At 55.0% G+C, this 24,413-nt stretch carries 20 protein-coding genes; 13 read left to right on the forward strand and 7 right to left on the reverse strand.

What is annotated here, in order from left to right; genetic code table 11:
* Positions 1-54: 54 nt before the first annotated feature.
* Both AABE20_RS05085 and AABE20_RS05090 read right to left on the reverse strand, forming a co-directional pair.
* Entirely contained in the window at positions 55-765 is a 711-nt protein-coding gene (locus AABE20_RS05085; RefSeq protein WP_338332116.1) for a hypothetical protein, read from the reverse strand.
* 68 nt (positions 766-833) lie between these two features.
* The gene (locus AABE20_RS05090) at positions 834-1,709 is read right to left on the reverse strand and encodes a hypothetical protein (protein WP_338332117.1); all 876 of its coding nucleotides are present in this window, start codon (positions 1,707-1,709) and stop codon (positions 834-836) included.
* 423 nt (positions 1,710-2,132) lie between these two features.
* Between AABE20_RS05090 and AABE20_RS05095 the strand changes: the two genes are divergently transcribed.
* From AABE20_RS05095 to mobF, 4 genes are all read left to right on the forward strand, one after another.
* Complete coding sequence (locus tag AABE20_RS05095) at positions 2,133-2,375, forward strand: hypothetical protein (protein ID WP_338332118.1); 243 nt, start codon at positions 2,133-2,135, stop codon at positions 2,373-2,375.
* On the forward strand, positions 2,365-2,748 hold the full coding sequence (locus AABE20_RS05100; protein WP_338332119.1) for a type II toxin-antitoxin system PemK/MazF family toxin: 384 nt from the start codon (positions 2,365-2,367) through the stop codon (positions 2,746-2,748). The genes AABE20_RS05095 and AABE20_RS05100 overlap by 11 nt, the downstream gene beginning before the upstream one ends.
* Positions 2,749-2,825: 77 nt before the next feature.
* Positions 2,826-3,080 carry a hypothetical protein gene (locus AABE20_RS05105; protein ID WP_338332120.1) on the forward strand — a complete coding sequence of 85 codons (255 nt, stop codon included), beginning with the start codon at positions 2,826-2,828 and terminating at the stop codon, positions 3,078-3,080.
* On the forward strand, positions 3,077-6,247 hold the full coding sequence (gene mobF / locus AABE20_RS05110; protein ID WP_338332121.1) for a MobF family relaxase: 3,171 nt from the start codon (positions 3,077-3,079) through the stop codon (positions 6,245-6,247). The genes AABE20_RS05105 and mobF overlap by 4 nt, the downstream gene beginning before the upstream one ends.
* Positions 6,248-6,309: 62 nt before the next feature.
* Here mobF and AABE20_RS05115 read toward each other — a convergent pair whose 3' ends face one another.
* Both AABE20_RS05115 and AABE20_RS05120 read right to left on the reverse strand, forming a co-directional pair.
* A complete protein-coding gene (locus AABE20_RS05115) occupies positions 6,310-6,606 on the reverse strand; it encodes a TehB family protein (RefSeq protein WP_338332122.1) in 297 nt (98 codons plus the stop codon).
* A 27-nt stretch (positions 6,607-6,633) separates the two neighbouring features.
* The gene (locus tag AABE20_RS05120) at positions 6,634-7,035 is read right to left on the reverse strand and encodes a group III truncated hemoglobin (protein WP_338332123.1); all 402 of its coding nucleotides are present in this window, start codon (positions 7,033-7,035) and stop codon (positions 6,634-6,636) included.
* 150 nt (positions 7,036-7,185) lie between these two features.
* On the opposite strand from AABE20_RS05120, the gene AABE20_RS05125 reads away from it, so the two are divergent.
* From AABE20_RS05125 to AABE20_RS05160, 8 genes are all read left to right on the forward strand, one after another.
* Positions 7,186-7,662, forward strand: coding sequence for a hypothetical protein (locus tag AABE20_RS05125; RefSeq protein WP_338332124.1), 477 nt, complete (start codon positions 7,186-7,188; stop codon positions 7,660-7,662).
* A gap of 53 nt (positions 7,663-7,715) precedes the next feature.
* Positions 7,716-8,432, forward strand: coding sequence for a Crp/Fnr family transcriptional regulator (locus tag AABE20_RS05130; protein ID WP_338332125.1), 717 nt, complete (start codon positions 7,716-7,718; stop codon positions 8,430-8,432).
* A gap of 293 nt (positions 8,433-8,725) precedes the next feature.
* A complete protein-coding gene (locus AABE20_RS05135; RefSeq protein WP_338332126.1) occupies positions 8,726-9,946 on the forward strand; it encodes a nitrate/nitrite transporter in 1,221 nt (406 codons plus the stop codon).
* Positions 9,947-9,995: 49 nt separating this feature from the next.
* Entirely contained in the window at positions 9,996-11,657 is a 1,662-nt protein-coding gene (locus AABE20_RS05140) for an alginate export family protein (RefSeq protein WP_338332127.1), read from the forward strand.
* Between the two features lie 372 nt (positions 11,658-12,029).
* Positions 12,030-14,927, forward strand: coding sequence for a nitrite reductase large subunit NirB (gene nirB / locus AABE20_RS05145; protein WP_338332128.1), 2,898 nt, complete (start codon positions 12,030-12,032; stop codon positions 14,925-14,927).
* A 7-nt stretch (positions 14,928-14,934) separates the two neighbouring features.
* Entirely contained in the window at positions 14,935-18,909 is a 3,975-nt protein-coding gene (locus AABE20_RS05150; protein WP_338332129.1) for a bifunctional nitrate reductase/sulfite reductase flavoprotein subunit alpha, read from the forward strand.
* Positions 18,909-19,529: an ANTAR domain-containing response regulator gene (locus AABE20_RS05155; RefSeq protein WP_338332130.1), complete on the forward strand. Its 621-nt coding sequence runs from the start codon at positions 18,909-18,911 to the stop codon at positions 19,527-19,529. The genes AABE20_RS05150 and AABE20_RS05155 overlap by 1 nt, the downstream gene beginning before the upstream one ends.
* Positions 19,526-20,494 (forward strand): ABC transporter substrate-binding protein, encoded by a 969-nt coding sequence (locus AABE20_RS05160; RefSeq protein ID WP_338332131.1) that lies wholly within the window; start codon positions 19,526-19,528, stop codon positions 20,492-20,494. Before AABE20_RS05155 ends, AABE20_RS05160 begins: the two co-directional genes overlap by 4 nt.
* 357 nt (positions 20,495-20,851) lie before the next feature.
* On the opposite strand, the gene AABE20_RS14375 is transcribed toward AABE20_RS05160, so the two are convergent.
* A complete protein-coding gene (locus AABE20_RS14375) occupies positions 20,852-20,986 on the reverse strand; it encodes a helix-turn-helix domain-containing protein (RefSeq protein ID WP_408740719.1) in 135 nt (44 codons plus the stop codon).
* Between the two features lie 179 nt (positions 20,987-21,165).
* Between AABE20_RS14375 and AABE20_RS05165 the strand changes: the two genes are divergently transcribed.
* On the forward strand, positions 21,166-21,897 hold the full coding sequence (locus tag AABE20_RS05165; RefSeq protein ID WP_338332132.1) for a hypothetical protein: 732 nt from the start codon (positions 21,166-21,168) through the stop codon (positions 21,895-21,897).
* A gap of 1 nt (position 21,898) precedes the next feature.
* Here the strand turns inward: AABE20_RS05165 and AABE20_RS05170 are convergent, their stop codons facing one another.
* Positions 21,899-24,163, reverse strand: a complete 2,265-nt coding sequence (locus AABE20_RS05170) for a type IV secretory system conjugative DNA transfer family protein (protein WP_338332133.1) — start codon at positions 24,161-24,163, stop codon at positions 21,899-21,901.
* A 4-nt stretch (positions 24,164-24,167) separates the two neighbouring features.
* The coding region (locus AABE20_RS05175) for a hypothetical protein (protein ID WP_338332134.1) at positions 24,168-24,413 on the reverse strand (246 nt) is incomplete at its 5' end.

The raw sequence follows: 24,413 nt of genomic DNA on the forward strand, positions 1-24,413 counted from the left end.
CGTCCCTATCTCTTAAATCGCTCATGCTTCATAGCTGAACAAGACCAGAAGTATTCAGCAAGGCGTCAGTCGCCGGGAGCTTACACCTTCCGCTGCGTCATGAAATGATAACCCAGACAGTTGGACATCCCGCATGCAGGTGAGTTTTGGGATGCGCAGGAATGCGACATCCATACCATCAACGTCAAGTAAACGGCTGTCCGTATAAAGTGGGGCAAATACATTATCGGGCTTATGTCCAACCGGGACTGCCCACTCGTTTAGGACAATGATACCCCTGCGTGGTTTGAACATCTGACTTTCCCAGAGGCTCAAGAGATACTCAATGTCGCCCGGCTGTGGGCCGCACATAAATATGCCCGTAACCGGAAGGCCCATAGCATCAGCTGCTAGGACCAGATTGTCCTCATTAGCCCATTCCTCAAGAGTGCGATCACCACCACCAACGTCAATAATCAGAGACGCCTTCTTCTCAATGGCAGTACTAAACGCATCTGTGTACCAGCGTTTCAGTTCACCGCTTTCTTCGCTGGTTGGACGGGGGAAGCCAAATTTGTCGAAGATCGTCGAATATTGGGAAATACCGCGATTACGTACATCCCCATCGGCCAGAAGAACTGGGCGTCCCGCATAAATTGCCCGCTCACTAAGCGGGCCGAGTATCGTAGAACCACCAAGGTTGCCACGGCCAGCTTTGATCGCAGATATGTTTGGATTGATTTGAACTGTGTCAGTTCCGGGTAGTTGGTCTGCTTTTCTAGTCATCTCTGCCAATCCTTGTTCCATTGCACTTTGCAATGGAACAAGGATACGCGGACCAGTTGTGAATACGGTTACTTGGACCTGTAGCCGTTACCGAGCTTCATCTCCATCCACGAAATCATAGCTTTAATGACGTTGGTTCTTGTTCCATGGGGGATTGCTTCGAGCATGGGCATACAATCAAGTGCCCATTCTCGATCAGTTTCATAAAATGATCTTCGTGGCAGCCCCGGCATTTGTTCAAAGTCAATATTCCCGTCCGGCCTACGGCCGGTGGCAGATAAGGGCATCAAGGCTTCCAGCGGGAGGTTCGCGGGCATCCCTTCGGGGCGTGGTCCAACATATGGCGCAGGCAATGGAATGTTACGTGCGTCTCCATATCGGGGAGCCTGTTTTTTCATGGTTACGTGTGCGGCAACCTGCCCGATGGTTACTGGAGGTGGAGTGACCATGGGGGGCGTATCGATTAATTCGCCCTTGGGTGTTGTTTGCGATGCCCTCATGTCCGGGAAAAGGACTGATTTGCTACGCTCACGGCTTGCGGCAAGACGGCGCTCTTGGACACCTTCATCGGCCCTGAGCATAGCGCTGCGCAGAGTTTCCCGGTCATTCTCCAAAGTTCGTTTGTTCGCTAACGCCTCAGCGCGCTGAGCTTCCAGAGCGGCACGCTTGCTGGCATCAGCTGCGGCCAACTTCTTGGCAACTGCGGAGATAGTCTTCCTCACGCGGTACCATGTCTGTCTCGCGCAATCCTTAGAGGGGGCTTCGCCATGAACATTCGTTAGCCCCGCCTGAGCAAACCAATGACATAGCTTTTCCCAGTTCATCCGTTCTCCAGCGGCCTTAGCGACAATGCTGTCATGGTGAAGCCGGAGAAAGCTAAACAGCGGCGAGTGACCTACGCCGCCGCCGACTAATGGCAACATGCTGTTGATGTCGGGCGTCAAGCATTCACTCATTTTAAGCCCTTTCACAGCACCTGAAGCTAAGCCTGAGGCTCAGGCATAAAAAATCGAAAAACATGCGCAGAAGGCCGCTGACGCTCTCCGGCTGCGCATCCCGTGCCTATCAGATTCTTTTCTTCGAGACAATACTGTCTCACTTCTGTCGAATTAACGCGACAAAAGCGTGACAGTAAGAAAGCTTTTTCCATATACAAATGCAAACCTTTCGGTTTGCGCTTCGCGCTATCGCCATGAGGAAATGTAGTTGTCACGACATCTGGGGCCGGGCGGGGTGAAAACCCACTTGAATGCAGCACTCGACAAAGAACGGATATGGCCTTCGAAGTCCCATATAGAGCGTGTGTTTTCAGTTGCAATACCAATCCGTAATACGATAATGTCATTACATTATGTAAGGAGAAAACGATGGCTGGACCATTATCTATTCGTCTTGACGACAGGTTGCGTCGGGAGCTGGAGCAGGAAGCAAGCTTTCAGGGTATTCCGCTGAGCAATCTGGTGAGAGACATCCTGAGTGCAGGAGCCAGAGCCGCCAAACGGCAACGTATTCATCAGGATAGTGCTCGGGTCGCCCATTATGCGTTGGAAACGCCCGAACGGCTGACTCTCTTTGAAGAGACCGGGGGAGCTCATAGCAATGGCTTCTGATCGGCCTGTTGCCAGCACGATGACATTTCGTCCTGGTCAGATCGTTCTGGCTGATTGGCGTGGGGATGCACTTCCGAAAGAACCAAATAAGCGCCGCCCAGCCGTTGTTGTGGAAGATGATCTGTTTCCGGCCGAGTGGCCGAATGTCATTCTTGTCCCACTGACTGATGATGAGGGATTGGTCATCCCCGACCTGAGTGTCAGGCTTGACCCCTCACCTGAGAATGGTTGCTCTAAAGTCTGTTGGGCTGTTTGTGCGCTTGTTACGACGACATCCAAATTGCGCGTCGTGCCGACGGATAGTTTAGTTCGGCCTGAACAGTTGGAAATGATGCGTAAACAGATCGCATTCCTCATCGGGGCAGATATTTAACGACTTGCCGCTGGCAAACCGTATTCACAACCTTACGCATCATACTCTTCCTTTCATATTGGAAGGAAGAGTTGAGAGTGGTCGATACAAGTCAGCAAAAAATAGCAGATATTTTGGTGACGCTCCTGTCAAAGAGCGATGTCATAGGGATGGATGTCAAAGATATCCTGAAGCTGCTCAGCCCAGCAGATGATGACGATGAAAGTGCTAAAATTTCTGAGGCACTGTCTCAGATGGCTAACGCCATTTCTGGGCTATCTGATACACTTAGTAGCGTACAGGCGTCAGTCGATGAACTGGTCAGAGTCACCAGATCAGGAGGACTGGCATGATTACCTTCCGTAAATTAACAGCGAACGGGGCTGGGAAGCTCATCGTGGCTTATTTGAGGGAACATCAATTAGAACCAGAAAATGATGTTCGTACCGATCGTGATCTGGAAAAAAACACGGAAAATGGAGAGCGGCTGAACTCCTATTATACCGGCCGGGAAGGGAAAGGAGCGTGGGCTCCCAATATTGGGGCTCACATTGCTGATGCTTTGGGTATTGATACCACCAAACCGCCAACGGATGAGGGTATGGCAAGGCTCTTTGAAGCGAAAAGAGCTGATACAGGAGCGGCATGGAAAAATACTGGTAGAAAACGTGAGATATCTGGGTTTGATTTTACAGCTTCGCCAGATAAGTCTGTCACGCTAGCTGCTGAGTTTGCTGCGACCAAGGCAGAACAAGCTCTGATCTGGCAGGCGATTCATCTCGCCAATGATCGTGCACTTCGCTTGATAGGTTCAGAGCTAGGTCTTGCACGCAGAGGTTCTGGAGATAAAGCCTTTGAGGAAGAAGGCGAAGTAGCATGGATTTCTTTTCGTCATTATACAGCTCGCCCAGCCCTACATATTCAGGATGGTGAAGCTGGGGCAACGGCCTCAGTGGAAATCCCTGTGCCTGGTGATCCGCTAGCGCACATCCATAACGTTATGCTTAATGCTGTGGCGACAGAGAGTGGGCATGTTGGGTCACTAGACAGCGCGCGCCTGACCAAAGTGACGGCTCATCTTTATGGGGCATATTTTCAGGCTGAGCTGGCGCAGGAACTGCGAAAGCTTGGTGTTCAGGTTGCCCCAGATGCCCGTGGAAAAGCAGTCGTGATTGAGGCCATTCCTAAGGCAGCCTGCGAGGCTTTTTCTAAACGGTCGAGGCAGGCAGAACAGCAGGCCAAGGCCTTTGTGAAGCGTCAGGGTGGTAATTGGAACACCATGACGGCTGATCAGAAATTTAAGGTGTTGCATCAGGCCAACCTGGCATTCCGGTCCAAAAAATATGATGGCACCAATGACCGTGAGATTTGGCGAGAGCAGGCCAAGGAAATGGGTTGGGAGCATAAAACGGTTCTCACCGATGATAAGCCTCAGGAGCTTACCCAGCAGGAGCGGTTTGATAAAGCGTATGAGGTTGCAGCCAAGCTGCTCGCTGAGGAGTTCCAGACTGCGGCAGTTCTGGATAAGAACATGTTCAGGGTTCATGCCGCTCATGGATTGATTGCGGCAGGTATAGCATCCAGTTCGGACATCGACCGTGTGGCGGAAATGATCGAGGAGCGGGGTATCCTTGTGAACGGCGAGATAGTTCTCTTCGTCGAGAAGGAACGTGACCGCCTTGTGCAGATTGCGACAACAGCGCAGGTGACGCTTGAAGAGGAAATGGCGGATCTGGCTGGCCTTGCGGCCAGAACACAAACTGGGGTGTTGTCGAACGAGCAGATTGCAGCGGCCATTACGCGTTCGGGGTTGGATTTTGAGCGCGAGCCAGATCATGGCAAGGCTCAGCTTGCTGCCATCTATGCAATGGGGGAGGCTGGTCAGCTTGCCTTTCTGACAGGTGTTGCCGGAGCAGGTAAAACGACCCTGCTTCAGCCATTGGTCGATGCATGGAAGGATGATAGACGGCGGATGGTCGGAGCGGCACTGGCATGGCGCCAGGCTGACGCCCTGTCGGATGCAGGTATTGAAGAGCGCTATGCTCTTGCACCCCTTCTGAGAAAAATTGAAGATGGTAGTCTTAGCCTCGACTCAGGCAGCGTTTTAGTTCTGGATGAAGGAAGCCAGATTGCGCCAGGTCAGATGTTACAGATCCTGCGTTACCAGCGCGAAGCAGGCTTCGCTTTACGCATTCTAGCCGATCGTGAGCAAGCTCAGGCGATTGAAGCAGGTGACGCTGTGGAACTGCTTATGCGTGTACTTCCCAAAGAAGCGCAGCCTGCTCTTCTTAGCACTGTTCGCCAGAAAACAGTCCGCGAGCGTGAAATCGCTGGCTTGTTTCGAAGCCCCGGCCGAGACCTGACACTTTCTGAAGCAAAGCAGAAAGAGCAGGATACTCAACGTGCGCGTCAGGCGATCGATATGAAGCGTAAGGATGGTACGTTTAGTCTTGTCGGTGGCGATCACACTCAGGTTGTGGAAAAGATCGCAGACTTCTACCTCAAGCGCCGTGACATGCTGACGGCGGCCGGGTCTAAACGTGGGATTACAATGTCAGCCCCCACCAATGAAGATGTCATGGCACTGAGTATTGCCGTGCGTGAAAGACTGCGCATTCGGGGCGAGATTGGAAAAGAAGAGATCGTTCGGGCAGCCCTAGACCAGAGAGGGGAGGAATATGATCTGCCCCTTTCTGTTGGTGACAGGGTGCGTCTTTTTTCACGGACGAACTGTCTGGTCCGAACAAATGACCGCAACCGTTGGCGCCAGTTGGGGAACAATGGTGATTTTGTCGATGTGAAGGGGTGGACTGAAAAAGGTATTGTTCTGAAGAATGGAAAAGGGGTTGAGGGTTTTGTGCCATGGGAGCGACTGGCTGACCGCGAAACCGGACGGATCAAGTTGGGTTTTGGCCATGCCATGACCATTGATGCAGCTCAGGGGATTACTTCAGATGAACATATTAACGCCATGCCTCGCGGGACCGCAGCAGTTACGGGGTTCACGGCGTATGTGGCCGAGAGCCGTCACGTTCTGACCTGCTGGACGAAGATAGCTGAGGCTCCGGTTACAGAGGCAGAAACCTTTTCCCGTCCATTAGGGGATAAGACACCTGTGACGATTGAAGATATTCTGAACCGTATTGCTGGTGACATGGGCAAGCACCCGTATAAGTCACTGGCGATAGATCTGGAAGGGGTCGAACTGAAGTACCAGAATGATCTTCGTCGCTGGATTACACAGGCTCACATCAATGAGAAAGCAAGGCAGGAAGGAAAGTCTCCCGGTGAGAAGCAAAGAGCACGCCAAGCAAGTCGTGGATTGCGAGCGATAACGCCAGAACAGTGGGATGACGTAAGTCGCAAACTTCGACGTCAGGCCTACCAGACCCAGAATGTGGCTGAGGCGATCAAGAAATCAGTTGATGGTCTGAAATATGACCAGCAAGCAGTGCGTGCCCGTCAACAGGAACAGGTGCGCGACAGAGGAAGAAGTCGCAACGCTGAGCCAGGTTTGTAAAGGTTCGGGCGTCGGCGTGATGGTGCGATCCCCGCTTGCAACGTGCGAGGATGCGTTGCGCTTTACGTGAGGGTAGAGAACGTGGAAGAAGGAGGGAGCTGATCGTAAAAATCCACCCTCATCGCCACCTTGCCCATGGGGGTTACAAAATGAGGCTGCAGCGGCTCGATCAGGCCGGGGGTGGCGGGTGTCAGCAGAAGTTCAGATGGAGGGGCCAGATAAGTGAGCTTCAACTCCCCTTCAAGCACACGGACTACGCCCCACACACCTGCCTTGGTATTATGGCGCGTGCGCAAGGCGGCAGGTAGCGTGTCCTGATCGAATACGGGCGTGGAGCGATAGGGCAGGAATTCGGTCATGGGTATCACTTTTCAGGGAACAGCGCCTCAAGGTGCTGTGTTGCGCTGGGGCATGGCCCGTTTGGCATAAAAAGAGAGTGCAAGCTGCAAGCTTCTGGCAATGTTGGCTGCCTTGTCTTGTAGAATAGCGGCCACATCTGCTGGCATGTGCGTGGAGGTGGTCTCACCCCACAGCGCCAGCCACCGATCAAACAGTTCTGGCGTAATCCGGTCACGGTGCTGCATATGCACGGGCACCGGCTGGCCTTTGTAACGCCCGGTACCCAGCATGACGGAAGACCAGAAAGCAGTTAGCGTTTGCAGGTGCTCAGGCCAGTTGGTCACAGCATCTTCAAAAATGGGGCCAAGCTCAGGGTCTGCGCGCACACGTGTGTAAAAGGCGTCTACAAGTGTTGCCAGTCCGTCTTCGTTTAGTGGCAGCCTGCTCATAATATGAGCCTCCTTAACAGCCTGATGTTGAGCACAGTCTATCTGATGCGACTGGCAGAAAGGTTGCGCCAGCGCAAACCCGGCACGCCTCTAACGCACTAGAAATAGGGTGAGACTGGCAAATATGGCAATCTTCCCAAGGAGGGATGGATGAACGAACTGGCAATTGCCCGGGCACTACACGTGATCGGGGTCGTGATCTGGATTGGCGGGGTCTCCATGGCGACAACAGCGGCTTTGCCTGCCCTGCGCTGTGGTGTGTTCGGGGCGGACAGGCTTACGGCTTTTCAGGCTTTTGAGCGCCGTTTTGTGTGGCAGGCGCGCGGTGCTGTGGTTCTGGTCGGGCTGAGCGGGCTTTTTATGGTCATGAAAATGGACCTCTGGGCACGTTTTTCTGAACCCGGTTTTTGGTGGATGCACGCCATGGTGGCGTTGTGGCTGGTGTTTGCCATTGTTCTGTTTATTGCGGAGCCTCTTGTTCTTCACCGGCGCTTTAATGTCTGGGCAAAGCGTGACCCGGGTGCCGCTTTTACCGCCTTGCATCGCGCGCATATTGTTCTGCTGGTGCTGGGTCTGGTAACCGTTTTTGGTGCGGTGGCGGGTAGCCATGGCTGGTCGCCGGTCTGATCGTATGCGTGGCGTAATACCCTGCGTGGCATAAGGGGTGTATGGGTCATGGCATGTCTGAGCAAAAAACGCCTTCGCAGAATACGGTCAGGGCTATATGCGCACTGGGTCTGGTAAGGGGGTTGCCGTCCGAAGTGGCAGCGCATGTTGCGTCTTTGGCGCGGGTTGATGTTCTGCCCGGTGGGGCTGGTGTGTTCACGCAGGGAGCGGTGGCGCAACGAGCTTATGCGGTGCTTGTGGGGGCGGTGCGTATCCGCCAGATCGGGAGCGATGGCGCGCAGGCACTCATGCGCATGATTGCACCGGGGGAGATGTTTGGCACCGTCGCGCTGTTTACCGAAGGGTATTACCCGGCGGACGCTGAAACAGCGATGCCCTCGCATATTGCAAGCTGGTCAAAAGCGGATTTTATGGCGCTGACCATGAACTCCCCGCAAATTGCGATCAACATTATCGGCATGGTCGGGCAGCGGCTTGCCAATGTTCAAAACCGCCTGCGTGAAATGGCAACCCAGAACGCAGAGCAGCGTATTGCCCATGCCCTGCTTATGCTGGTTGAGCAGAGTGGGGCCGTGCAGGCCGGGGTTTGTAAGATTTGTATTCCCCTACGCCGCAGGGATGTGGCGGAACTGGCGGGCACAACGCTCTATACCGCCAGCCGTCTGCTGGCCGCGTGGGAGAAGGGGAGGCTTTTGGCCCGCTCCCGCCAGATGCTGGTTGTGCGTGATGCTAATAAGCTGCGCAGAATTGCGCAGGGCGGACTTCTCTAAAAACATTTTGAATGGACTGTACTCTTTGCAGAGTGTCTTGCTGCTGCACGGTTTGGGACCTTGCGCGGCCTGTGTGGCAAAAAACAAACAGCATCCAGCCAGGATGTAGCCTGCGCATAGAAACATTTTGACATCGGAATGATATGCCGTCATCCTTGGGTCAGATCTGGTAAATGTCAACGCTGGCATTCGATCCATAAGGTCATGATGATATCTACATTGGGGGCCAATGATGGCTTTCGTGCCCATGGTGGGCGTGCCTGACTTTTAGTCCGGCACTAGGTATTAGTGTTATGGATAGAGGTTTCCTCAAAGCTGGTAATCCCCGCACTCTTCTTGCTGCTTTTCTTTATTTTGATGTGTCTTTCATGGTCTGGGTGCTGCTTGGGCCGCTTGGCATAGCCATATCGCATGACCTGCACCTGAACTCCGGCCAGAAGGGGCTTCTGGTGGCCATGCCTGTGCTTGCAGGCGCCTTGCTGCGGGTTGTTGCTGGCGCACTAGTTGACCATTATGGCCCGCGCCGTGTTGCCATAGGCATGCAGTTCTTTGTTATTGTGGGACTTGCCGCTACGTGGGTGCTGCCGCCACACAGCTATGCAGGCCTGTTTCCCGTAGCTTTTGTTCTGGGTGTGGCTGGGGCTTCCTTTGCTGTCGCTCTGCCTTTGGCATCTGGCTGGTATCCTCCGCATTATCAGGGTACGGCACTGGGTATTGCCGGGGCTGGTAATTCCGGCACGGCGCTTGCCTCCCTGTTCGCGCCCGGGCTTGCTGCCCTTTATGGCTGGACCAACGTGTTCGGGCTGGCTACGCTGCCGCTTGTTCTTGTGCTGTGTGCCTTTATCTACCTTGCCAAAGAACCCCCCCGCCGCCCGAGTGCTGGCCTTGTGGCGTGGCTCCCGGTTTTGAAAAAAGCCGATTGCTGGGCCCTGATGTTCTTTTACGGCGTAACATTTGGCGGCTTTGTTGGGCTGGCCTCCTTCCTGACCATCTATTTTAATGACCAGTATGGCCTTTCCCCCGCAGTGGCTGGGAGCTGCACCGCGCTGGTGGTGTTTGCAGGTTCCTTTATCCGCCCGCTGGGTGGTGCCCTGGCAGACCGTATTGGGGGCGAGCGCGCGCTGTGCATACTCTATGGGGCCGCAACCATTATTTTTGGCCTGATCGGTTTTGGGCTGCCTACGATCTGGCTGGCGTTCCCCGCTTTTTTTGCAGGCATGCTGGTGCTGGGTCTGGGGAATGGTGCCGTTTTCCAGCTTGTTCCCACACGTTTTGCGCAGCAGGTGGGCATATTGACCGGGCTGGTCGGCATGAGCGGTGGGGTTGGCGGGTTTTATCTGGCCTCCTCTCTGGGAGCCGCACGGCAGGCAACGGGGTCTTATAGTCTGGGGTTTCTGGCCTTTGCCGGTATCGCTCTGGTGGCTCTTGTCTGCGTCTCCATCTGCCGCAGAAGCTGGAACAAACCAGCCGATGCACATGGGTCTGACACGACCGGCCTTTCCGCAATTTCCTGATCTTCCTTTCAGCCACGGATTATGACACGTGACCTTGAACAAGAATCGCGTGCGCCCCAGGTGCGCCCTTTTTCAGACCTGGCCAATTTCGGTTCATGCGGCTGTGCTGCTGGGCATTGTGGGGATACACCCCGCCTTGGCGCAGATCGCCAGCGCTCCCGCGCAGGATACAGTCCCGACTGCACGCCAGACCATTGTGGCGGTGGAGAAAAATAACACGCCCAAACCTGCAAAAGCGGCGGGGCACATCCCCCATACACAGGATTGGGGGGTGTTCAACGCAGGCAAGCAGGCTGCCAGCGGCTTTGGAACAATGGCAGGCTTTGGGCAGGTCCGCTGGGCCGAGGATTGGAGCGATCTCGCAAACGTTCCGGTATCAAAAAGAAACAAGGACTGGTTCAATCGCCTTAAATACATACGCCTGAACACCACAGGTAGTATCTGGCTCTCCCTGAGCGGGGAGGAGCGGCTACGCTATGTGTTTGAAAACCAGCCCATGATGGGCACCGCAGGCAAAACCAACGCCAACCGCGTGCTGTTGCGCAACATGTATGGTGCAGACCTGCATCTTGGTGAACATGTGCGTGCATACGCCGAGTTTTTGTGGGGTGTGGCCGGTGGTTCCAATTACTACGGGTATCAGGCAGGCACACAGCGCGAGCGGCTGGACCTTCAGCAAGGGATTCTGGAGGTAAAGGGGCATTTGCTGGGGGCGAGCATGGGGGTTATTGGCGGGCGGCAGGTGTTTGTAGATGCACCGGTTTCCATGCAATCAGCTCGTGACCTGCCCAATGTGCAGCAGACATGGGATGGTGTGCGGGGCTACGCGGTGTGGAAGTCTTTCCGTGTTGATCTGTTTGACTTCATGCAGACCAATAAAAAGCCGATTGATGTGTTTGCAGATGGCACAAGTTATAATGCCCGCATGTATGGGGCCTACACATCCACGGCACTCCCATCATTTTCTTTTATGAAGCAGAAGAGTCAGCTTTTTGCGGATGTGTTTTTTCTGGGCTATCTGTTTAACGGTGCCAATGCGGCCCTGCCTCTTGCTAAGGCAGGCAAGACGGAAGCAGGCTCTACCCGCCGAGATAATATAGGCGGGCGTCTGTGGGGGAACGTCGGCCCGTTTGATGTTAATCTGACCGGGGTTTTTCAGGGTGGGCAGTTTCGCCCCGCGCAAAAGGGTACGCAAACCCGCCCGGTCCGGGCATTTGCAGTTAACGGCAGTATTAGCTGGAATGCAAAGAACCTTCTGGGGAAACCCTCTTTCGGTATTCAGGCCGATGTGTTTTCCGGCGGGAATTACAACAGCAAGAATGGTGCAGTTGGCACTTTTGCAACACCGTATGTCGCATTGCCATATTATAACGATGTTACACTCGCCCTGACATCCCAGAACCTTGTGGGGGTTGGCCCGCTGATTACAGCCGCCCCCAAACCCAACCTGCGCCTGAGGCTGCACGTGCCTGCCTTCTGGCGTGAGAGCACACAGGACGCCATTTACGGAACAGGCAAAACCTATGCCTGGCGGAATAACCTGCATGGGGGCTTTGTTGGTGTTTCTCCCCAGGTGCAGGTTGCCTGGAGTTTTGCCCCACATTTTACATGGACGCACGATATTGCAGGTTTTGCCTCATCCCACGGTATGCGGGAGGCCGGGGCCAAAAGCGGTATGTTTTATATGCAGACCATGGAGTTCAAGTTCTAGGTCCGTATGCCATGAGCCGGGGTAGCTTTTGGCGTGATATGTGGTTCCCTATTTATTTTATTTCGTGTAAGGAATTAATTGGAAGCATCTCATAACAGTTACCGTCAACGGCGGTGGTAACGGGTTAACGGCGAGTTGTTCAGGGGTCAACGGCGGCTCCTTGGCCTGAACAAGGCGTGTTTGCACACAGTGCAAACGCAGGAACCGTTCCATAATGGTGCAGCGTTTTTCCCATTCTGTTTTCTGTAGCATGCGTTCTTCCCTGTGTGCACGCCTCCTGCGGGGGCGGTTGCCCGCTTCCGGGCAGCCATGCGCGCATATGGGCATTTGCGTTGCCACCCCCTGTTCCCAAATTGCGAGGAGTTACTGACCATGGCCACTACCGGCACTATCGTTATCATCGGCAATGGCATGGTGGGGCACTACTGTGCAGAACAGCTGGTCATGCACGGCCTGCACGAAAATTGTGCCATCCACGTATTTGGCGAGGAACTGCACGATGCATATGACCGTGTGCACCTGACCGAATACATGACCGGGCAGGATGCGCTGGCTCTGCGCCTGCACGCGGAAGATTTTCATGCAGCACATGGTATTACCCTGCACCGTGGGGTGCGCGTGAGCAGCATAGACCGGCAGGCACAGACCGTACACAGCGCAGAAGGCGCTTTGCATTACACAACCTTGATTCTGGCAACCGGTTCCACTCCCTTTGTGCCTCCGGTGCCCGGAAATACCGGTACGGCGGGGCTTGTTTACCGGAATCTGGAAGATCTTGACCTTATCCGCGCAGCAGCACAGGGTGCACAGCACGGCACGGTTATTGGGGGTGGTCTGCTTGGGCTGGAGGCCGCCAATGCCCTGAGAATACTGGGCCTGCACACAAGCGTTATCCAGCTTGGAGGGCATCTTATGTCTGCCCAACTGGATAAGGAAGGCGGGGATGCGCTCAAATGCCGGATCGAGGCATTGGGGATAGATGTGCGCACATCCCACGCCACAAAGCAGATTGTGCCGGGGCAGACCTGCCGGCACCGCCTGATTTTTGCAGACGATACGTTCCTTGAAACCGATATGGTGGTGTTTTCCGCCGGTATTCGTGCGCAGGACCAGCTTGGGCGTGAGTGCGGGCTGGAGGTGGAAGCACGCGGCGGTATTGTGATTGATCAGAGCTGCCGCACGTCAGACCCAGCTATTTTTGCCGTTGGGGAATGTGCTTCCTGGCAGGGGCAGGTTTTTGGTCTGGTTGCGCCCGGCTATGCCATGGCCCGCACGGTTGCATCCATTCTGGCAGGCGAGGAAGCCGCTTTTACCGGGGCGGATATGTCCACCAAGCTCAAGTTGCAGGGCGTGGATGTGGGCTCCATTGGCGATGCCTACGGGGCAACACCGGGGAGCCGGAGCTACCGCTTTATAGGCGAAGCAGATGGTACCTATAGGCGGCTTGTGCTGTCTGGGGATAGTAGCCGTGTTCTGGGTGCCGTGCTGGTGGGGGATAATTCGTATTACGACACCATTCTCCAATACGTGCAAAATGCGATCAAACCCCCGGCTGACCCGGCAGCACTTATTCTCCCGCGTGGGGAAGGGGCGGAACTGCTGGGGGCCGATGCCCTGCCCGATACGGCCATGGTCTGCTCATGCCATAACGTGACCAAAGGAGCGATCTGCGCAACAATAGATGCCGGATGCACTGATCTGGGGGAACTCAAGCAGACCACAAAAGCCAGCACAGGGTGCGGCGGGTGTGCCGCCCTTTTGAAAAGTGTTTTTGAAACAGAACTGGAAAGCCGTGGCATTACGGTTGATCGCAGCCTGTGCGAGCATTTTTCCCATACCCGGCAGGAGCTGTATTCTCTGGTCCGGGTGCACGGTATCCAGACATTTGAAGAGCTGATGCAGCAGCATGGCCATGGCGGTCTGGGGTGCGACATCTGCAAACCTGCGGTTGGGTCCATTCTGGCTTCGGCTTGGAACAAGCCTATAACCGACCCGCTGTATATCCCCCTGCAGGACACGAACGACACGTTCATGGCCAATATGCAAAAGAACGGCACCTACTCGGTGGTGCCACGCATAGCTGGGGGGGAAATTACACCGGACAAGCTGATCGTGCTTGGTCAGGTTGCAAAAAAATATGATCTCTACACAAAAATTACCGGTGGGCAGAGGATCGACCTGTTTGGCGCGCAACTGCACCAGCTGCCAGAAATCTGGACCGAACTGCTCGATGCAGGGTTTGAAACGGGGCAGGCTTACGGCAAGTCCACCCGCACCGTAAAATCATGCGTGGGGAGCACATGGTGCCGTTACGGTGTGCAGGATAGTGTGGGCAAGGCCCTTGATCTGGAAAACCGCTACAAGGGATTGCGCTCGCCCCACAAACTCAAGTTTGCGGTTTCTGGCTGCACGCGTGAATGTGCGGAAGCACAGAGCAAGGATGTGGGGGTTATCGCCACAGAAAACGGCTGGAACCTTTATGTCTGCGGTAATGGCGGTATGCGGCCGCGCCATGCGGAATTGTTTGCAACCGACATCGATTCAGAAACTCTGATAAAATATATAGACCGTTTTCTCATGTTCTATATCCGCACGGCCGATAAACTCCAGCGGACTTCTGTCTGGCGTGAAAATCTGGAAGGCGGGCTGGATTACCTCAAGGACGTGATCATCAACGACAGTCTTGGCATTGCCGAAGAACTGGAACGCCAGATGCAACTGGTGGTGGACCGCTACCATTGCGAATGGCGGGACGCACTGAGCGACAAGGACAAACTCAAGCGGTTCCGCACATTTGTAAACGATGCCCGTCCAGACCCCAATATTCGCACTGTGGCCGAGCGCGATCAGGTCAGGCCCGCTGCCAACCTGCCCGAGACAGGGAGCCTTGCAGGCCCGCAGGCATGGACGGAACTGTGCGCGCAAACGGACCTTGTGGAAAAATCCGGTGTGGTCGCATGGTGCGAGGGTAATCAGGTTGCCCTGTTCTATGTTCCGGCCACGCAGGCGGAGCCTGCCTGTGTGTATGCGCTGGACAACCATGACCCGTTTTCGCATGCCAATATTATTGGCCGTGGGCTGATAGGGGAGATCAAGGGGCAGCGGGTTGTGGCTTCACCACTGTATAAGCAGCACTTCCGTCTGGAAGATGGCCAGTGTCTGGAGGATGCATCGGTCCGGCTGCGCACATGGGATGCACGGCTGGTGGACGGCAAGGTGCAGATCAGGGTGCGCGCCGGTCAGGGCACGCCTGAACTGACACCTGCCTGACGTGGCCATGCCTGATACTTCATTCCGTTCTGTTTGCCCGTATTGTGGCGTAGGGTGCGGGATTATTCTTGATGTAAAGGATGGAAAAATTGCAAAGGTGCGGGGTGATGCCGCGCACCCTGCCAATGCCGGCCGTTTATGCACAAAAGGCAGTTCGTGCGATAAGCCCTTATATGCGCAGGAGCGTTTAAAAACGGCCTTGTTGCGCCCGCAACGTGGGGCGGATGCCGTGGCGGTTCCGCTTGAACAGGCTATTGGCAAAACGGCAGCAAGATTGCGGAGTATTTTGGATACACATGGGCCGGACGCAATTGCGTTTTATGTGTCTGGTCAGATGTCTGTGGAGGCACAGTACCTTATTAACAAACTGGCAAAAGGGTATGTTGGAAGCCAGTATATAGAATCCAATTCCCGCCTGTGCATGGCAGCGGCAGGTACAGGCTACAAGCTCTCGCTTGGGGCAGACGCACCACCGGGCAGTTATGAGGATATAGACACCGCCAACCTGTTTTTTGTCATCGGGTCCAATATGGCCGATTGCCACCCGATCCTGTTCCTGCGTCTGATGGAGCGGAAAAGGGCCGGGGCCAAGCTGATTGTGGTGGACCCACGCAAAACGGCAACGGCGGAAAAGGCGGACCTGTACCTGCCCATCCGCCCGGGAACAGACCTGGCCTTGCTGAATGGCCTTTTGCATATTTTTGTTGAAAATGGAGACATAGACAAACAGTTTATCGCGCAGGCAACCCGTGGGTGGGATGCCATGCCTGCATTTCTGGCAGAGTATGCGCCCAGCACTGTTGCCGAAATAACCGGCCTGCCTGTTGCAGATATTATGACCGTTGCCCGCTGGATTGCTCAGGCCGGGGACTGGATGAGCCTGTGGACCATGGGGCTGAATCAGAGCGTTGCGGGAACATGGAATACCAATGCGCTATGCAACCTGCACCTTGCCACAGGCACACTGTGCAGGCCTGGTTGCGGCCCGTTTTCCCTGACCGGCCAGCCCAACGCCATGGGGGGGCGCGAAATGGGCTACATGGGGCCGGGGCTACCGGGGCAGCGCAGCGCACTGGTGGCGGAAGACCGCGCGTTTGTGGAGGCGCAGTGGAAGCTCCCCCCCGGCACCCTGCGGGATGTGGGGGGCAATGGCGCCATTGCCATGTTTGAGGCCATAGAAGAAGGCCGCATAAAAGCCTGCTGGATTATCTGCACCAACCCTGTGGCCACTGTTGCCAATCGCGGCCATGTCATACGGGCATTGGAACAAGCGGATTACGTGGTTGTGCAGGATGCCTTTGCAGATAGTGAAACCACAGGATTTGCCGATAGTCTGCTCCCAGCTGCCCTTTGGGCAGAAGCGGATGGCGTGCAGGTTAATTCCGACCGGACTATGACCTTGGCACAAAAGGCGGTTGCTCCACCGGGGGAAGCACTAGCCGACTGGGAGCTTATAGCCCGTGTTGCGTGCGCCATGGGGTTTGAGCAGGGTTTTTCCTTTACCTCTGCCGCTGAAGTGTTTGCTGAACTCAGCCGTTTTACAAACCCCAAAACTGGCTATGACTGTGCCGGAGTGAGCTATGAGCGCCTGCGCCAGGGCCCGGTGCAGTGGCCTGCCCCTGTGGGGGACACGCAGGCCCGGCACCCGGTGCGCTATTTACCAGCCGGGCAGGTGCTACCAGTTTTTCCCACCCCCGATGGGCGTGCGATTTTTTACGCGCGGCCATGGATGCGCCCGCAGGAATGGCCAGATGAGCAGTTCCCCTTTGTGCTCAACAGTGGCCGACTGCAACACCAGTGGCATACCCTGACCAAAACAGGCCGTGTTGCCAGCCTGAACCGCCTGAACCCCGGCCCATTTGTGGAGGTTTCGGTGCAGGATGCACAGTTACTTGGGTTGCAGGCGGGTGATCGTGTCAGGGTGACCTCCCGCCGTGGGCATATTGTTCTGCCTGTTCAAATCAGCCAGCGCGTGGGGGCGGGGCAGTGCTTTGCTCCATTCCACTGGAATGACCGCTTTGGCCCGGACATGGCTGTCAATGCGGTTACGTCGGATGATGTGGACCCGCTCTCCCTCCAGCCCGGCTTCAAGCTCTGTGCCGTTAAGCTGGAGCGGGTTGCGCCAGATGCCTTGCCGCCCACAGTCCCCCGTCAGGAAGAAGGAAGTGCCCCTATGCCGCTTGATACCCTGATGCGCCATTTCTCCCTTGATGATCCAGACCTCCAGCCAGATTTGCCCGAACAGGCCAGAATATGGTTGAAAGGTTTTCTGGAAGGGTTGCGTATGGTGCCCCCGCAACCCGGTCTGGTGCCGGATGTACCGGCATCCGCCCCCCTGCCTGTGGAGGCGCGGAGTTATGTAAACGGCCTACTGGCGGGCCTGTTCAGCCGTGTGGGGGAGGCATGTGCCCAGCCTCTTCCCCCAGATGCTCTTGCCGTGCGGCAGAGCATCCGGGTTTGGTGGGCATCGCAGACTGGTCGGGCGGAGGCGCTGGCCGCTACCGTGGCTGTCTGGCTGCGGGAGGCCGGGTATACGGTGGAACTCGCCTGTCTGGATCACTGCAAGGATGCGGACCTCGGGCAGGGGAAGGCGATTTTTGTTGTCTCCACTTTTGGGGATGGAGATCCCCCCGATTGTGCAACCCCATTCTGGGACACCCTGCGTGCGCGTAAGGAGGCACTGACAGGCCTCTCCTGCGCGGTTCTGGCGTTGGGGGATTCCTCCTATGCCAGTTTCTGCGGGTTTGGCTGTGCGCTGGATGGCCGCCTGCGGGAGCTGGGTGCCTGTATGATCATGGATCGCGTGGACTGCGAACCGGATTTTGAGGATACGGTAGAAGTCTGGCGTGGCCAGCTTCTGGCTGTGCTGGACAGCACAACACCTCCAGTGGCCCCACCTGCCGGAGGAGAGGCCGCACCCGCCACCACGCTGCCCGAGCCCAGAGTTGGCACAAGGGATGCGCCGGTTATTGCCCGCCTTGCACTGAACGAACGCTTGTGTCAGGGCGCTGCCAGCAAGGATACACGCCGTATTGGTCTGGACCTGGGCAAGAGCAGCCTCGACTGGAAGCCCGGAGATGCGCTGGGGATATGGCCCTGCAACGCAGTAGAGGTTGTCAAAACCACTCTGGCGGCACTGGGCCTGCCAGCGGACACTCCCGTGACCCTAAAGGGCGCAGGCACCGTTGGGCTGCACGATGCCCTGTTGCGCCATTTTGATCTGGCACGCCCCAACCCGGCAATGCTGCACGCACTTGGCCGGACCGAAGGCGGCTACCTGCCCGAACTGTTGCAGGCGGCCCGCCTTGATGTTGCAGCGCAGGATGTGCCCGCCCTGTTCCGCAGGATGCAGCCCCGGCTTTATTCCACAGCCTCTTCCCCGCTCGTGTCGGGACGGGTGGTGGAACTGACTGTGGGCGTGAATAACGACCCATGGCCCGGTGTGTGCACAAACTGGCTTGCCGGGTTGCCCGCCGGGGCCGATGTGCCGGTTTTTGTTCAACCCACAACGCATTTCCATCTTCCCGCAGATGGCGGGACGGATGTGATCATGATCGGCCCCGGCACGGGTATTGCGCCATTCCGCGGGTTTTTGCAGGAGCGTGAAGCCCTTGGCGCAACAGGGCGCAACTGGCTGTTTTTTGGCGAACGGCACGCTCAGGAAGGATTTTACTATCAGGAGGAACTGGCCCGCTTTGCGCATACCGGGTGCCTGACACGGCTTGATACCGCATTTTCGCGCGATCAACCCAAGCGGATCTATGTGCAGGACAGGATGGAGGAAGCCGGAGCAGAGCTATGGAACTGGTTGCAGGCCGGGGCTTTCCTTTATATCTGTGGAGATGCGGCGCGTATGGCGCGTGATGTGGATGCCGCATTGCGCCGTATTGTGGCACGGCATGGGGCCATGCCAGCAAGCCAGGCAGATGATTATGTTGCCGGGCTGACCAGAGGGGGCCGCTACCTGCGAGATATTTATTAATGGATAAATATCCTGCCCCATCCCCCATGCGCACTCCCATCAAGGTGCTGGTTGCCGATGAAAACCCCGGACGGGCAAAGGCGTTGTCCGATACGCTGCTGGCGGACCCGTCGCTTGATGTACAGTCCGTTCCTATAGGCATGAGCCTGATAGAAGCCGTGCACCAGTACTACCCCGATGTTGTGCTTGTGGACATGGCCCGCGCAGACCGTGATGCGCTGGATAGCGTGCGCGCACTGTCTGTTCCAGCACTGGAACGGCCCATTGCCCTGTTTGTGGATGAGGACGATGTGGACCTTATGGAAACCGCGTTTGATACAGGGGTATGCTCCTACAATGTTCTGGATGCCCCCCCGGATGATGTTAAGCCGCTGCTCCGTGCAGCCATTGCGCTCTATGCGCGTTTTCAGCGCACACGGGCGGAACTCAGTGCCGCACAGCAGGAAATTGAAGAGCGCAGGATTATTGATCAGGCCAAAAAGCTGTTCATGAAAAATGAAAAAACAAATGAAACACAGGCATATCGCTGGTTCCGAGGGCGGGCGATGCAAACATCCCAGCGTATTGTCACCGTGGCCACCCAGTACCTCGCCGCTCAGCAGAAAAGCGACACACCATGACCAGACCTCTCCGTATCGGGTTGCTGCGCCTGTCTGATAGTGCGCCCGTTATGCTTGCCCATAATGCGGGCCTATTTGCACAATACGGGCTTAGGACGGAACTGGTGGTTTCTCCCTCATGGGCCAATATCGCAGATGGTATGGTCTGGAAAACACTGGATGCAGCCATTATGTTTGCGCCACTGGCCATGATGACCTCTTTGGGTAGGCGTGGGCATATGCCAGCACTCAAGCCCCTTGCGACGTTAAGTTATGGGGGCAACACAGTTATACTGCGTGGCACCAACCCGCTGATGGGCCAGTGGCCTACGGGGGATAAGGGGCGTGAGGCCTTTGAGACATGGCGCACTACAATCGGCCGCCGTCCAAGGCTTTCTGTTGTGCATATGTATTCAACCCATTTTCTAATCCTCAAGCGGTTTCTGCTATCCATAGGGGTGAACATGGAGCAGGATATTGAAATTCAGGTCATGCCCCCGCCTGATATTATCAGCGCCCTGATGAATGGTACCATAGATGGCGGGTGTGTTGGTCCGCCATGGGGGACAGAAGCATGCCTGCAAAACCTTGCTTTTCTAGCCGGTGGTTCTCAAACCGTTATGCCCCGCCATATTGAAAAGCAGTTTGTTGTGTCACAAGGCGCTTCTCAAAATCAGGATGTTTGCAAAGCAATTATCAACGCGCTGAATGATGCCATGATTTTTTTACGCAATGCGGAAAACAGGCAGACTGTTGCGCATGATCTAGCTGCACCGCTGGAAGAAAAAGGATTAAATCTGCCCGAAGCCGCAACCCTTAAAACTTTGAGTGGTGAAGGCTTTACAGAAAAAACACATTATATCCATGGCCATACAGAAGTAGGGAACGTGGCGTGGATGCTTGATGACATGCAGGGGCTGGGCTGGATCACTGAAAAGGAACACGGTTTTCTGGAAGAAAAATGGAACGCGCCATTGTTGTTTTAAGCAATGATGGCATAAGGTCTTACGCTGGTTTATGCTGCTTTTCTTTTTTCGGTCTATAGAACGCTGTGCTTTCCGCAGGGCGCACAGGGTATTCTTGCTAAAATTGTCTGGAGCAATCGTCGTACCATCGCTCATGGTAGTAAAGACTGACACCCCCCCATCCAGACCAACCGCAGACAGAGTGGATAGAGCCTAGTCTGGACTTTCGCGCTTCCATTGGACGGACGCGAATCACTGCCTGACACATCGCGATACCGTAATGTTACGGTATCGCGTAACCACGACATCTCCCGTTCGAACGGCGTCAGTTCTTTATACTGCATGTTATACGAAATTGATCTGCCGGTGGTAGCCTTGTCACCAGTAACGTCGTTGTTCTAACGCCAGATTATAGACCATCCGGCAGGCTTCCGCGATTCGCCCGAGCGCCTCTCGCCGCATGGCATCTGGACATAGCCGGTAAGTGTTAGCCTTGCATTGGATCAAGTTCAAAATATACTATATTTGAAATGAAAGTATAAGAAGAATGATCCTCATATCCCCGTCCTGAAGAACGGGGTTTTACGATTCAAAGGATAATTATCGAGGTCTGGATAGGGACCATTGCTCAGATTATTGATCTCTAGAGGGGATTTGGCATTTTCAGGCTTATTGGTGGTGAGAAGTTTTTAATGTCCACATTTGTCGTTCTTTGTGTTCCTTTTAAGCGACGCAGTGAGGCGCAGACAGGAGGTGCCATTTTTGATGGGACCGAAAAATGCTGGAAAGCCTCTCGGGAGCACCTGGCAGCGTTGTTGCCCTTTGTCCCCTACCGTTTCAGGCCGGATAGAAAGCCGCCATATCTGCGACCATGGATGGTGCCGCAGGCGTTATGGGGCCGTAACTTGCGAGCCTTGCTGGCTAAGGAGGACTGGGACCGTATCCGCAAGGATGCGTATGACCGTTCTGGGTCGCGCTGTCGTGTGTGTGGTGGTCGTGGCCCAAAGTGGCCGGTCGAGGCGGATGAAGGTTGGCAATATGACGACACCAGCCGGGTCCAGACCCTCAAGGGCGTGATTGGACTTTGCCCACGGTGTCATGAAGTGCGCCACTGGGGTAAGACCATGTCTGCCGGCCGACAGAATGAAGCGCTGGAGTGGATGGCAGAAATTAATGGCTGGACACGTTCTGTCGCTCAACAATGTGCTGATGATGCCATGCTTCAATGGCAGGACCGTAGCCGGTTTCTAGACTGGAAGTGCGACATCAGTTGGGCCGTGAAAACATATGGCGTCACACCGATAGAAGAGGGTGACGCCATAGCACAAAAGCGCAATCAGTCATTTGTTAGGCAAGCGCGCGAACAGTACGGTTCTTCAGGGGGGCTAAGCAGTTATATCCACCACCTCTTCCATGGGGATTAGTTTAAGAATTTTGCAAACTGATTTGATTTAACGCCTGAGACACCATATTCCGGGCCGCTGCTTCTGATGCTCCAGTACGGATTTCGAAGTCGACGAGTGTCGCATAAAGCGATTTGTCCACATGAGGATTGATCATGACGACCCCACCACGGTTGCTTACAGGAAGGGGGGTGGACCGGTTACGGAAAAGACATTCGAAGGGGACGTAAGGGCGCACCGGAAGAGGTTCACCGAATAAGGTCAGTGAATCATCCTCGGGGAAGGTGTTCCCTTGCGCAAGCTTGCCTAATCGCTTGTAAATTTCACCCAGACCACCTTTGAGGGCGGGCAGGTGGTTTTCGTCAACCAGATCTTTTCCATCACACAGGCGCTCGAAAACCATCCGGTCTTCTGCGCTGTTGTTAGCGGTTAGAGATGGCGAGGTCTGGCGGTTCGCTGAGTGCATCATCAGGGGGGTGTATATTCGGTTCACTCCTGAAGGTTTGATTCCAGCATAGAACAACCGCGTGTAAATCCTCTTCCCCCGGAAGAGAATAATTGCCTGTCCCTGCCTTAATCCTTGGATGTCACTCCAAGAGATACGTTTGACTTCGCGGATATCGGCTCTCATCTGATCGGAATAGACGCCCATAACTGGAGCGTTGTCGTAACCTGAGAGCACGCTGACCTGCATGGTGCCCCCTGCCTGTTCGACCCATTCCCTTGTCGGACCGGAATCTTCAATATTTTCAAAAATCTTGAGTTTAGGGTTTCCGAGGAGGGGAGCTGCATCATCTTTCCCGAGAGTGGCATATAATGATCCCACTTCCTGGAAGGATAAGAACATACCGATGTTGAGTTCTCTGGCCTGTGCGAGCATGACGTTAACGTCTTTGGTCGCGAAATAATTGAACTCATCATAAATATGGAGATAAGGCGTCTTTGCCGATGAAGGGCGGTTTGTGACCAGATCCTCGTAATCCCCTTCAATGGAAGCGCCCAGTGCGGCGGCCATGGCATAACGCTGTGCTGTGATGACTGTTTTGCCGATGGCAGCGTTGGTGCTGCGATCGTTTTCCAGAGACGGCAGTAGTACAATCAGGTTGCGTCTGTTGTATTCCACATCATTGAAGTCAACGTCAGGCACATCACAATTGAAAATATGACCATAGGTGGTCGTCATCATTGTGAAGGTTTTGGCAAACCCACCTACGACATAAGAATGCTGTTCGCGTACTTTGTCCTGATTAGAGGCAGCCCCTTTATTGGCGGAATAGCCGCCAGTTTCTTCGACATAGGCCCGGACAGGAACAAGCAGGGCCTCGGGAAAATGCTCGGGCAAAGGGATGGTCAGTATTTTTTGCGTGTTGAAGTTGAAGTAGGAAAACCGTCGGAGCTGGTTTTTGGTATCCTGTGTACCGACAAGATCAATCAGGCTTTGGATGCTTGAGAAGTTCGCGCGAATGGTAGCGGCCGTAATGGGAATACCAACATGGTCGCGCATCCAGACGAAAATCTGGGACACACTTCCAAAAAGGGCTTCCGCACGATCTCTGAAATGGGCGGAATTCCCGCCCTCTTTTTCTTCAGGAAGGAAGAGAGTACGCAGCAGTTCGGCCATCCCTTCGGCATTGACCGAGGAAAAGGGGTTCCACGTGTTGGTTTTTCGGTCTCCACTGGAGACAAGGAAATTGATAATCCGTAAGTTGGCTTCTACCCCCCATCTCCGTTGCAAGGCTTGCAGCGAGAAGACGAGGTTGTTGGAAGCTTTGCCGTCAATAATGGTAAAACCAGTTCCCTGTGCCAGTGCGCTGCACAGCAGGCTGTAGATAAACTGTGTTTTCCCCGAGCCTGTTGCGCCGGGCAGCAGGCCGTGCATGGTCAGGTCCGTGCCTGCAACCCATGTCTGCTGCCCGGTATTTTCGTCCCAGCCAAGGAGCCAGTCCCCTTCTGCCTTGCCAGGGATTTCGACACCGGGACGTTTGGGGTCAGGAACTGGATTGCCGTAATCCTTGCGTGACGAACAGGCAGGAATGCGTAGTGGCATTTTCGTGCCGCGACTGAGCACATAGGCCGCGTATCCGAGTGAGAGCGGCACAAGTGCTGTCGTCAGGGCAGGGACTGAAATAGCTAGAGCGGCAAAGGCAACAGGGCCGATGGCCGAGATTTCGGATGTCAGAGCCTCATGGAACTGTGTCCAAAGTGTTCTGGTATCGCGATACGCAATTCCATCACGTTGTTCGTGGCGGTCTTGCGGGCCGTCCATCCGGCGACGAATAGAGCCCATTGCGTTAACTCAGACCAAAAGCGGAATTAGGACTTTCTTCTGGCGGCTGCTGCATTGCCGGCTTCTGTGGTGAATCCGCAGGAGCAGGCATGATGGATCTTAACTGAGGATGCCCTGGCCCCGGCTTCTGAATGATCAGTTTTTCGATGGCAGGGTTTGTATAAGCGTAAGCTCCCGGCGACTGACGCCTTGCTGAATACTTCTGGTCTTGTTCAGCTATGAAGCATGAGCGATTTAAGAGATAGGGACG

It is taken from the genome of Acetobacter zythi (assembly GCF_963921165.1).
Taxonomy (GTDB): domain Bacteria; phylum Pseudomonadota; class Alphaproteobacteria; order Acetobacterales; family Acetobacteraceae; genus Acetobacter.